At 34.3% G+C, this 11,836-nt stretch carries 12 protein-coding genes; 8 read left to right on the top strand and 4 right to left on the bottom strand.

What is annotated here, in order from left to right:
- Window positions 1-33 precede the first annotated feature (33 nt).
- From BA768_RS03510 to BA768_RS03495, 4 genes are all read right to left on the bottom strand, one after another.
- A complete protein-coding gene (locus BA768_RS03510) occupies window positions 34-645 on the bottom strand; it encodes a DUF4126 domain-containing protein (RefSeq protein ID WP_065719721.1) in 612 nt (203 codons plus the stop codon).
- 197 nt (window positions 646-842) lie between these two features.
- The gene (gene rnpA / locus BA768_RS03505; RefSeq protein WP_065719720.1) at window positions 843-1,223 is read right to left on the bottom strand and encodes a ribonuclease P protein component; all 381 of its coding nucleotides are present in this window, start codon (window positions 1,221-1,223) and stop codon (window positions 843-845) included.
- Entirely contained in the window at window positions 1,216-1,947 is a 732-nt protein-coding gene (locus BA768_RS03500) for a ThiF family adenylyltransferase (protein WP_034677630.1), read from the bottom strand. Before BA768_RS03500 ends, rnpA begins: the two co-directional genes overlap by 8 nt.
- Window positions 1,940-2,566: a TatD family hydrolase gene (locus BA768_RS03495; RefSeq protein ID WP_065719719.1), complete on the bottom strand. Its 627-nt coding sequence runs from the start codon at window positions 2,564-2,566 to the stop codon at window positions 1,940-1,942. The genes BA768_RS03500 and BA768_RS03495 overlap by 8 nt, the downstream gene beginning before the upstream one ends.
- Before the next feature lie 95 nt (window positions 2,567-2,661).
- Between BA768_RS03495 and BA768_RS03490 the strand changes: the two genes are divergently transcribed.
- The 8 genes from BA768_RS03490 (at window position 2,662) to BA768_RS03455 (ending at window position 11,722) form a co-directional block, all read left to right on the top strand.
- Window positions 2,662-3,291, top strand: a complete 630-nt coding sequence (locus tag BA768_RS03490) for a TetR/AcrR family transcriptional regulator (protein WP_034677633.1) — start codon at window positions 2,662-2,664, stop codon at window positions 3,289-3,291.
- Window positions 3,292-3,388: 97 nt separating this feature from the next.
- Entirely contained in the window at window positions 3,389-4,384 is a 996-nt protein-coding gene (locus tag BA768_RS03485; RefSeq protein ID WP_034677635.1) for an outer membrane protein assembly factor BamD, read from the top strand.
- Between the two features lie 42 nt (window positions 4,385-4,426).
- Window positions 4,427-4,750: a DNA-directed RNA polymerase subunit omega gene (locus BA768_RS03480; RefSeq protein ID WP_034677637.1), complete on the top strand. Its 324-nt coding sequence runs from the start codon at window positions 4,427-4,429 to the stop codon at window positions 4,748-4,750.
- Between the two features lie 125 nt (window positions 4,751-4,875).
- Complete coding sequence (gene coaBC / locus BA768_RS03475; RefSeq protein ID WP_065719718.1) at window positions 4,876-6,078, top strand: bifunctional phosphopantothenoylcysteine decarboxylase/phosphopantothenate--cysteine ligase CoaBC; 1,203 nt, start codon at window positions 4,876-4,878, stop codon at window positions 6,076-6,078.
- A gap of 37 nt (window positions 6,079-6,115) precedes the next feature.
- Window positions 6,116-7,015 (top strand): DUF4835 family protein, encoded by a 900-nt coding sequence (locus BA768_RS03470; RefSeq protein ID WP_047479897.1) that lies wholly within the window; start codon window positions 6,116-6,118, stop codon window positions 7,013-7,015.
- Between the two features lie 73 nt (window positions 7,016-7,088).
- On the top strand, window positions 7,089-8,738 hold the full coding sequence (locus BA768_RS03465; RefSeq protein ID WP_065719717.1) for a DNA repair protein RecN: 1,650 nt from the start codon (window positions 7,089-7,091) through the stop codon (window positions 8,736-8,738).
- Between the two features lie 173 nt (window positions 8,739-8,911).
- Complete coding sequence (locus BA768_RS03460) at window positions 8,912-9,508, top strand: hypothetical protein (protein ID WP_065719716.1); 597 nt, start codon at window positions 8,912-8,914, stop codon at window positions 9,506-9,508.
- Window positions 9,509-9,676: 168 nt separating this feature from the next.
- A complete protein-coding gene (locus BA768_RS03455) occupies window positions 9,677-11,722 on the top strand; it encodes a prolyl oligopeptidase family serine peptidase (RefSeq protein WP_228388285.1) in 2,046 nt (681 codons plus the stop codon).
- The last annotated feature ends 114 nt before the right edge of the window (window positions 11,723-11,836 follow it).

Genomic DNA, 11,836 nt, shown 5'->3' with positions numbered 1-11,836 from the left:
TGAGAATGGCGGAATTTCAAAATTCCGCCATTTTTATGTCATATTATTAGAAATCTCTTTTCCTTTTTTGAGCTTACGATATGCTTTTTTACCTAAAATAATAATCACAACCAAAGTCACAATTGCTAAAAAAACTGCAATAACAGGAGCAATCATTGCTAAAACGGCCATAATTCCGGAGCCAGCCGTTTCAGTAGTCCCGACAACGGAATTTCCTAATCCGCCTGTTGTAGCAGTTGAAGCCGCCCGAATTCCCGCAAAACCTGTACTGATTGTTGCAGCCGTTCCGCCTCCCGCGATTAAAGCTAATCCCCATTGCGGAAATGCTCCCAAATCTGCAAACTGACTCGCAAAAAGAATGGAACCTGCAATTGTTGCCAACGGTACAGAAACAGTATCTAAAAAATTGTCTATAAGAGGAATGTAATATGCTAAAATTTCAGCTAAAGTGGCAATTCCTGTCGTAATTAAAGCGGGAAGACCAGAAAGCCAGTCAAAACTTTCATGGGTGGGAATCCATTGGAAATAAGATGCTAAACTCACCGCAAACATCGGCAGGAAAACTCTGAAACCTGTTGCAGCAGCTAATCCGATTCCGATAAATGCACTCAGAATATACGGAAGATAAGGAATTTGATCTAACATAATCATCAATTGTTATCTAAAGCTACAAAAAATATGAATACATACAAATCAAAACTTTAAATATAGTTAATGACGAGAGACAGGATATTCGGCTCCTTCGGAGCCGAACCTTTGTAGAAAAATGATGACCAAAGAAAATTGCGCTCCGGAGGAGCGCAACAATTATTTATAACAAAAATCAATTGACAATTGATAAATTATGATTTTTTTTGAGATTGTAATTGGCAAAGCTTGATAAACTGCGCTTCAACATCCTGAAATTTCTCAGGAAGTTCATTCGAGACCCAAAACAACATGGCAACTGTTTTTTCACCAAAATTGTCTCTGAAAAGCTCTTTATTCAAACGATAACATTCTCTTAAAAGCCTTTTCACTCGATTTCTGTAAACTGCTTTTTTAAAATATCTTTTAGAAACAGAAACTCCGATTTTCACATTTTCATTCTGCAGATCAGGATGGTTTTTAAGAATAATAATTCGCAGATTTCCATATGTTCTCCATTTACCTTTAGCGAAAAGTAAGTCGATCTCTGCTTTTTTCTTGAGTTTTTCTTCTTTTGGATATTTAAAATCAGACATTATCGTTTTTCACTAAATGATTGATAACTTCCGCTGCTGCGTACAATCCGAAAATCGCGGGTAGAAAGCTGATTGTTCCGTAAAAAGATCTTTTATAATTGGCTCCGTCGGTCATTTTTAAGCTGTCTTCATCCTGAATTTCGTCAGAAAATACACAACGAACACCTTTGTCAATTTTTACTTTTTTAAGTCTCTTTCTGATCTGTCTTGCCAAATGACAATGTTGCGTTTTGCTGATATCACGAACAAGAACTTTTGATGGGTCAGATTTTCCGCCGGCTCCCATTGAGCTTACAATTTTTATTCTTCTGCGTTTAGCCGCAATAATGAGTTCTAGTTTTGGGGTAACACTGTCAATACAGTCTAAAACAAAATCAAACTTTGCCGAATCTAAAACTTCCTCCATTCTTCCGGGATTCAGAAACTCATTGATTTTTGTAAGATTCAAATTTGGGTTGATGTCTAAAAGTCTTTCAGCAACGACTTCTACTTTATGTTTTCCTACGGTAGAATGCAACGCCGGAAGCTGTCTGTTGATGTTGGTAATGTCAACAGTATCTCCGTCAACAATCGTCATATTCCCGACACCGGCTCTTGCCAAAAATTCTGCTGCAAAAGAACCGACTCCACCCAATCCTACAACAAGAACCGTTGCTTTATTCAACTTTTCCAAACCTTCTTCTTTGATCAGGAGTTCTGTTCTTTCCAACCAGTATTTATCCATTTTTTATCGTCTCTAAGTTTTCTAAAATTTGCTTATTCAGTTGTTCCAAAGAAATTTCTTTTAATTCTGAAATTTTTAAGTATAATTCTTCGATATTAAAATCTTCATTATCAGTTTCAAGAAATATTTTATCTAAAGGAGTTGTCTTTAAAACATTCTGCAAAGATAGATTATACAAAACGGCTTTTCCAAAACTCAAATAAAAATTATTTTTCAACAGATCATTGGCAATGCTTTGTTTTTTATTGAATCCATGAATAATCATCGGCTGTTCTGCATATTTTTTGAATGAAATCACTTCATAGAATTTTCTTACGCAATGAATAATTAAAGGTTTTTTGAGCTCATTCGAAATCTCAATTTGCTTTTTGAAAACCTCTTCCTGAATTTTTTGTTCAACAGAAATCAGTCCGTCGAGTCCGCACTCTCCAATGGCAAAACAATTTTCCGTAATGTTTGATTTTAACCAATTGATTTGATTTTTGATGTTGTCTGATTGAATATCTTGCGGGTGAATTCCTATGGAATACAAATGATTGGGCGGAGTTTTTCCGTAGTTTAAATTATAAATTCCAAGTGGTTTATTTTCTCTATGATGATGAAAATCAAAAAAATCCATATTCAAAAATACTATATTTTGAACGGGATAGAAAATTATTAAACGTTCGTTTATAGATATGTTAAAAATTTCTTAACTTTACTAAAAACGTAACTATGGGAAAAAAGTTTTCTGACAAACAGATTCACATTCTTGATATTGCCGAGGAGCTTATCGCTAAAAAAGGGTATGAGGGAACTTCTGTAAGAGACATTTGTACAAAAGCCAACATCAATGTGGCAATGATTTCCTATTATTTTGGGTCGAAAGAAAAAATGATGTCTTACCTTTACCAGTATCGTGTGCTGAAGACCAGAGAAAATTTTTCTCAATTTGCAGACACCATCAAAGACGGAAGGCCGGAAATGCAGATGAAAGAAATGATCAAATATATTGTGAGCCAGCTTTTTAAATATAATTATTTCCATGGTTTCGTGACGCAGGAACTTCGCCATACCGAAAACCTTAAAGATGAACTGCTTGATTTTTACCAATTGTTTGTAAGAAAGCTTGATGAAGTGATCAAAAAAGGGGTGACTTCAGGTGTTTTTACATTTACTCCGAAACCTGAAGATATTTTAACGACGATTATTGGTTCTACTTTATTTGTCATCAGAAACAAAAATTTTTACGAGCTATATGTTCCTCACAAAGATGAAGAGTCTTATGTAAAAGAAGCAGAAAAAAAGGTGAGAATGAATCTCTTAATGAATATTTTTGCTGTTTTGGGATACGCGGCCGACTAATTTTACGTTAAATAATCATAAAAAAAAATCTTTTAGCAAAAAAGTTATATTTTTGCAAATTAATAGGTCGGTAAACCCGATAACTGTTATTTTTTATATGAAAAAATATATTTTAGGTATTTTCGCTATTGCTGTGCTTGCTTCTTGCAAAAGTCAGCAGGAAAAAGCATTAAGAAGTGCAGACAAGAATTTTATCCTTAAAACGGCAAATGAAAATTTTGCTAAAAAGAAATGGAAAAACGCTTTGGCGCTTTACGATAGACTTCCAAATCTTGTGGCTGGAACAGATGATGCACCGAATGTGGTTTTCAATTCAGCGTATGCCAATTATTATGATAAAAACTATAGACTTGCAGGAAATCAGTTTAAAAATTTCTCTGTAAGTTTTCCTCAGGATAATAGAAAAGAAGAAGCTGCTTATATGTCGGCATTGTGTTACTATAACGGGTCTATGGATTATAACTTAGATCAGTCGAGTACAGAATTGGCAATTAACGAGCTTCAGGAATTCTTGAATAATTACCCGAACTCTGAAAGATCAAAAAACATCAACACGATGGTTGATGAACTTTCTTACAAGCTTGAATTTAAGGCTTACGAAAACGCTAAGCAATATTTCAAAATGGCAAATTACAAGTCTACTGCCGTTGCTTTTGAAAATGTTTTAGATGATTTCCCGAGTACAAAACTTCGTCCGAAAATCTATGATTATATGATGAAAGCACGTTATCTTTTGGCTCAAAACTCTGTTTATGAACTGAAAGAAGAACGTATTGAAAGTGCATTGGCATTTACAAGACAGGTTGAAAAAGAACTTCCGAATACAGAATATTCTAAAACTGCACTTGATCTGAGAGAAAAACTTGAAAGAGAAAAGAAAAATTTTGCAGTTGTAAAAAAGCAAACCGAAGAGAGAATTGCGGTTCTTACAGCTAAGCAGAAAAAAATTGCAGATAAAATGGCTGAGCAAAACAAAACTGAACAGCAGATGAAAGATCAGGTAGATAATGAAAAGCAGGCAACCCAGATGAGAAGAGACAGTGCGGTGCTTCAAACTCCTCCTCCTGCAGCGACTTTCAAAATTCAAAGATAATTCGTAAATTTGCCAACTTATAAATAAATTAATTTTCTCAAAATGAGCGTAAAAGATACAAAAGCAGAAGTAAATACGATTACTTACGATAAAGATAAGATTGAAGACAAAGTAGGCTCAATCTATGAAGCTATTGTAATCATGGGGAAAAGAGCAGAGCAGATCAATGCAGAAATTCGTACTGAGTTACACAATAAATTAGACGAATTTGCAGTTCACAACTCTACTTTGGAAGAAGTTTTTGAAAACAGAGAGCAGATCGAAATTTCAAAACACTACGAAAAACTTCCGAAACCAACTTCTATTGCTATCCAGGAATGGTTAGAAGATGAAGTTTACTTCAGAAAAACTGAAGACAGAAAATAAATAAAATTATTTTTTATAAAATGTAAGGTCATAAAGGAAATATTTCTTTTGTGACCTTTGCTGTTTTGATATATCAGGATACGTTTAGGAAAAAATAAGTAAATTAGTGCTTTAAAAAAAACTACATGAGTATTGCCGGGAAAAAGATTCTCATCGCCGTTTCTGGTGGAATAGCTGCCTATAAAATTCATTTTCTTATTCGGGATTTTGTAAAAAAAGGATCTGAAGTTCAGGTTATTATGTCACCCGATGCGGAGCATTTTGTGACGAAGCTGAGTTTATCCACACTTTCAAAAAATCCGGTTTACACAGAATTTTACAGTGATAACGGAACATGGAACAGTCATGTGGAATTGGCTCTTTGGGCAGATGTAATGATCGTTGCGCCTTGTACAGCAAATACTTTAGCCAAGATGATTCATGGGATTTGTGATAATCTTCTGATTGCGACCTATATGTCTGCAAAATGTCCTGTATTTATTGCTCCGGCGATGGATTTGGATATGTATCAGCATCCTTCCACTAAAAATAATTTAAAACTTGCGGAAGAATACGGTCATACTGTAATTCCTGCTGAAAGTGGCGAATTGGCGAGTGGTTTGGTGGGTCAGGGAAGAATGTCAGAACCGGAAACAATTGTTAAAACTGTTGAGGATTTTTTTAATTCAGATCAAAAAAAATCATTACAAGGTAAAACAATTTTAATTACGGCCGGACCAACTTATGAGGCAATTGATCCTGTTCGTTTTATCGGAAATCATTCTTCAGGAAAAATGGGGTTTTCGTTAGCGGAAGAAGCTGCAAAAAGAGGAGCGAAAGTAATTCTTATTTCGGGTCCGAGTTCGTTAAAACCGAGTCATCAAAATGTAGATTTACATCGAGTTACTTCAGCAAAAGAAATGCTCAACAAGGTTTTTGAATTTTACGAAACCATCGATATTGGAATTGCGAGTGCGGCCGTTGCGGATTATGCTCCGAAAGTAGTCGCTTCAGAAAAGATTAAAAAAAACGAAGACAGCTTTTCGATTGAATTAATCAAAAATCCGGATATTCTAAAAACCATGGGTGAAAAAAAATCACATCAGTTTTTGGTAGGATTTGCTCTTGAAACGCAGAATGAAGAGGAAAATGCAAAAGGAAAACTTGCCAAGAAAAATTTGGATATGATCGTTTTAAACTCACTTCGGGATGAAGGGGCAGGTTTTAAAAATGACACCAATAAAATAAAGATATTTACCAAAACAGAGAAGCTGGAATTTGATCTGAAATCAAAAGAAAATGTTGCAAAAGATATTCTCGATTGTATTGAAACTCAGATTTTAAAATAAATTTTATAAATTTCCGTTTTCAATTTTTAATTAGCTAATGAAAAAAATAATCATACTCTTTTTTCTGATCGTATTCAATTTCGGGTTTTCTCAGGAACTCCTCTCTACCGTTCAGGTTAATTCTCAGAGCTTAGGCGGAAGTAATACGCAAGTTTACAAAGCTTTGGAAAAAAGCCTCCGGGATTTTATCAATAATACAAGCTGGACGGGAAAAAAACTTCAGAATTTTGAAAAAATAAAATCAAATTTTGCAATCGTTCTTACTGAAAGAGATGGAAATCGTTATAAAGGAACAATCGTTGTTCAGGCAGTTCGCCCGGTTTTCAGCAGTTCATATGAATCACCATTGCTGAACATTCAGGATAACAGATTCGGATTTGAATATGCCGAAAATGAGAATCTTGTTTTCAACGAAAGACAATTTTCAGGGAAAAATTTAATTGATGTGATCAGCTTTTACGTGTATCTGATTTTAGGTTATGATGCAGACAGCTTTCAGTCGATGAGCGGAACGCAATGGTTTTCAAAAGCTCAGCAGATTGCCCAGAATGCTCAAAACCGAGGATATGACGGATGGAATCAGATTAACGAACCAAGAAGCCGCTCGATTTTGATCGGGGAAATCCTGAATCCAAATATGAGTCAGTTGCGTTCTACAATTTATACTTATCACAGAGCGGGTTTGGATGGATTATTCAATCAGGATCAGACGCAGCCTAAGAAGATTATTTTCGATGCTTTGATGCAATTGAAAACATATGAAAATTCTTTTCAACAGAATTATTTCTTCAATCTTTTTTTGGATAATAAGGCGGATGAGATATTCAATATTTTCAATTCCGGAAATAATGGTTCGGTAAACATTGGTACTTTGAAACAGCAAATGATCATTTTCTCGCCAAAGAATACAGAATCTAAGTGGAATAAGTGGAAGTAAAGGGTATAATTCTTGAATTCTGACTTCTAAATTTTATATTTGCAGAAACAAAACGTAATCTGCTTCTGAATCTATGCTTTCACGAATTTACATTAAAAATTTTGCGCTTATCGATGCACTTGAAGTGTCTCTAAAAAACGGTTTACAGGTCATCACTGGTGAAACAGGTGCTGGAAAATCGATTATTTTAGGTGCGCTACGATTGATTTTAGGCGAAAGAGCAGATATAAAATCAATTTCTAAGGCTGAAGAAAAAAGTATTGTCGAGACAGAATTTGAGCTGAACAATCAGTTTAAAAAATTCTTCATCGAAAATGATCTCGACTATGAGCATCAGACGATTATCAGACGAGAAATTTTGCCTTCGGGAAAATCCAGGGCATTTATCAATGATGTTCCGGTAACTTTGGATGTTCTTAAAGAGCTTAGTTCACAGCTTATCGATATTCATTCACAGTTTGAAACGTCTAATCTTTTTACTTCTGAATATCAGTTTAAAATAATCGATGGGCTTTCAGATAATAAAAAGCTTATTGAAGACTATCAACAGGACTTTTCTGAATATCAATCTTTAAAAACCCAGTTCAAAAAATATCAGACTCAGCTTTCTGAAAATACAAAAGAAGGTGACTACAAGCAATTTCTTCTAAGCGAATTGGAAGAATTGAAAATGGATGATGTAAATTATGAAGACTTACAAAATCAGCTTTCTGTACAGGAAAACGCAGGAATGATTTCTGAAAATTTGTCTCAGATTTTGTCTAGATTTCATCAGGAAGAAATCGGGATTCTTTCATTTTTTAATGAAGCAAAGTCTAAACTTTCAAAAATTGCTGATATTTCAACCAGCTTTTCAGAGCTTAATGAAAGACTTGAAGGCTCTTTTGTAGAAATAAAAGACATCATTTCTGAACTCGAAGACGAGTCTGAGAAAATTGAAATTAATCCTGAAAGTTTAGCTCAGCTTTTAGAATTTAATAATAAAATCAACAGCCTTTTTCTGAAGCATAATGTTACTGATATTGAAGCTTTAAAAGAAATCAGAGATCAGCTTGCAGGCGAACAAAAAGGAACTGCCGAAATCGAAGCTTACATCAAAGAAATTCTTGAAAATATTTCATCCAAAGAAAAATCTCTGGAATCTTTAAGTCAGAAACTTTCCAAAAACAGAAAAAAAAGTATTCCTGTTTTCATTAAAAAAGCTGAGGATTTGCTTAAAAAACTTGGATTAGAGAAAGCAAAAGTTGACATCGAAATCAATGATTCAACAGAATATAACCCGTTTGGAAAAGAGAATATTCAACTGTTATTTCAGGCAAATTCTGGTTTTCCGCTAAAACCAATTCAAACTGCCATTTCTGGGGGTGAGAGATCTCGTGTTATGCTCGCTGTGAAAAAGATTATTGCAGAAAGTGATGAACTTCCAACTTTAATTTTAGATGAAATCGATACTGGAGTTTCCGGAAAAGTTGCCGAAGAAATTGGAAATCTGATGCGTGAAATGTCTCAAGATATGCAACTGATTGTTATTTCTCACTTAGCACAGGTTGCCGCAAAAGGAAATGATAATTACAAAGTTATAAAACAGGATGTTGCAGGAAAAACTCAGTCAACGATTATTCCACTAAATGACGAAGAAAAACTGAACGAAATTGCACAGCTACTTTCAGGAAGTAAAATCACGGAAGCGGCTCTGACGCAGGCAAAAGAATTGATTGGGTGATTTGTTTTGAATATAAGACTTCTGATTCTCAGAGTTTTTTTAGATTATTAAAGAACTTGCAAAGAATATAATTTTAATAAAGCTGATTTATAGATTTGGTTCGTAACTAAAGTTTACTTACAACTGAGTTTATAAGCGTGAAATTTTTATATTTATGCCTAAATAAAATATATATGGCTTATAGATTTGCTTTTATCTTAATCCTTTTTAGTTTTTCATTAAAGTCTTTTGCTCAAAATATTAAAATTAACAAAGAGAAGTCTGTTGGTTCAGCACAAAAAACATATAACCCAAATACTCCTTTTATTTACAAAAAAGGATTTAAAAATTACAACATTCTAACAAAGCAGATTGTTAAAAAAAATAATGATACTACTGAACTTAATGAACTTAAATTTAATGCGGTACTTTCTGCAATGTATACCAAACAACTGATGTATGAGAAATTTGGAAAATGGTCTAAAGAAGTAAGGCCGAATATTGATGAATCTCATCCTATTTTAGTTTGGGAAAAGGTGAAATTATTTGAGAATGAAGATAAACGATATTCTGTTTTTGCAAATGGTGATGAAAATTGGAATGAAATATATGCTAGTGTATTGGTTTTTGATGAAAATAATAATGATTGTTTAAGTACATCTTACCCAAATAAAGAAAAAATTATTGAGTATTTTTCAAATGGCATTCGGGGTTTAAGTGATGGTAAAGACTTTTACAAAATATATTGGCAATCGGTTAATAGTTATAATTCAAATAAAATAATTAAATAAGTGAAATGACTTTAGCATAAGTTTCGATCTATTAAAGCTTCTCCCCCACAGAAGCTTTTTTTATTCCCACAACTTTTCTTACTTTTGAGAAAATCCTTCACAATGAATTTTAAACCGATTTTACTAACTGCCGGCGTTTTGTTTTCGGCTAATTTTTTTGCTCAGAAAATGACGTATCCTAAAGCAATAAAAGGCAATCAAACCAATACATATTTCGGAACTGCTGTTGCAGATCCTTACAGAGATTTAGAAAATGATTCTGAACCTACCAAAAAATGGGTGGATGAAGAAGTTGCTTTCAGCCAAAGATATTTATCTCAGATTCCTTACAGACAGGATATTGTAAAGCAATTAACCGACATCTGGAATTACGAAAAGATTGGCGCACCTTTCAAAGAAGGAGATTATACGTATTATTACAAAAATAACGGTTTGCAGGCGCAGTCTGTTTTGTACAGAACCAATAATAAGACAAAAACAACTGAAGTATTTTTAGATCCAAACAAATTTTCTGAAAAAGGAACGACTTCGCTTTCAAGTTTGTCTTTCAACAAAAAAGGAAATTTAGCAGCGTATTCCATCTCGGAAGGCGGAAGTGACTGGAATAAAATTATTATTCTTGACGCAGTAACCAAAAAGCAGATTGACGAAACTTTAGTTGATGTAAAATTTAGCGGAATTGCGTGGCAAGGTGATGAAGGTTTCTATTATTCAAGCTACGATAAACCGAAAGAGGGAACTTTACTTTCAGGAATGACAGATAAACACAAGGTTTATTATCATAAATTAGGAACAAAACAGTCTGCTGATCAATTAATTTTTGGTGGTGAAAAAACACCGAGAAGATATTTAGGAGCTTATCTTTCGGAAGACGAGAGATATTTAATTATTTCTGCAGCCAATGCAACCAACGGAAATGAGGTTTTTATTAAAGATTTAAAGAAAGGCGGCGATTTTGTTCAGATCAACAGTGGTTTTGATATCAACGTAAGTATCGTTGATACGGATGGTGACAATCTTTACATCTTTACCGACAAAGATGCTCCGAATATGCGTTTGGTAAAAACGACCATTCAAAATCCGGCTCCTGAAACATGGAAAGACGTTATTCCTGAAACAGAAAATGTATTGGGAATTTCCGGCGGTGGCGGTTATTTCTTCGCAACATATATGATTGATGCGATTGATCAGGTAAAACAATTCGACAAAAACGGAAAACTGATCAGAGAAATTTCTCTTCCAGGAAAAGGAAATGTCGGAGGTTTCGGAGGTAAAAAATTGGAGAAGGAATTGTATTACTCTTTCAGTAACTATATAACGCCGGGAACAACTTATAAATTCAATGCTGATTCCGGGAAATCTGAAATTTATCAGAAGCCTAAAGTGAAATTTAATCCTGAAGATTATGTTTCAGAACAGGTATTTTATACTTCAAAAGACGGGACAAAAGTTCCAATGATGATTAATTACAAAAAAGGGACAAAACTTGACGGTAAAAATCCAACAATCCTTTATTCTTACGGAGGTTTCAATGTCAGTTTACAGCCTTCTTTCTCTGTAGTCAATGCAATCTGGATGGAAAATGGCGGTATTTATGCGGTCCCAAACATCCGTGGTGGTGGTGAATACGGTAAAAAATGGCACGATGCAGGTACAAAAATGCAGAAGAAAAATGTATTTGAAGACTTCATTGCAGCCGGAGAGTATTTACAGGCTAAAGGCTATACATCCAAAGAATATATGGCGCTTTCTGGAAGATCAAATGGTGGTTTATTGGTTGGGGCAACGATGACGATGCGTCCTGATTTGGCAAAAGTCGCTTTCCCTGGAGTTGGCGTTTTGGATATGTTGAGGTACAATAAATTTACGGCAGGAGCAGGTTGGTCTTACGATTATGGAACAGCAGAAGATAATAAAGAAATGTTTGATTATTTAAAATCTTATTCGCCTGTTCATAATATAAAAGCAGGAACTTGCTATCCATCAACCATGATTATTACAAGTGATCATGATGACAGAGTTGTTCCGGCACATTCATTTAAATTTGGTGCAGAATTGCAGGAAAAACAAAAATGTGAAAATCCTATTTTGGTAAGAATCGAGAAAAATGCAGGCCACGGAGCAGGTAGAGCAACCGACCAGGTGATCAGCGAAAATGCTGATTTAATTTCTTTTGCTTTGTATGAAATGGGAATTAAAAAACTAAATAAATAGTCAACCTCATTAGGTTTAAAACGATTAAAGCGAGACTGTAGATACAATCTCGCTTTTTATTTAACACATTATTATTCTAAGATTTGTTGAGAGTATTTTAGAACACGTGAGAGG

Source organism: Chryseobacterium sp. CBo1 (genome assembly GCF_001693475.1).
GTDB lineage: Bacteria > Bacteroidota > Bacteroidia > Flavobacteriales > Weeksellaceae > Chryseobacterium > Chryseobacterium formosense.
The sequence above is the reverse complement of the archived record's forward strand: the minus strand, read 5'-3'. Positions and strand labels throughout refer to the sequence as shown.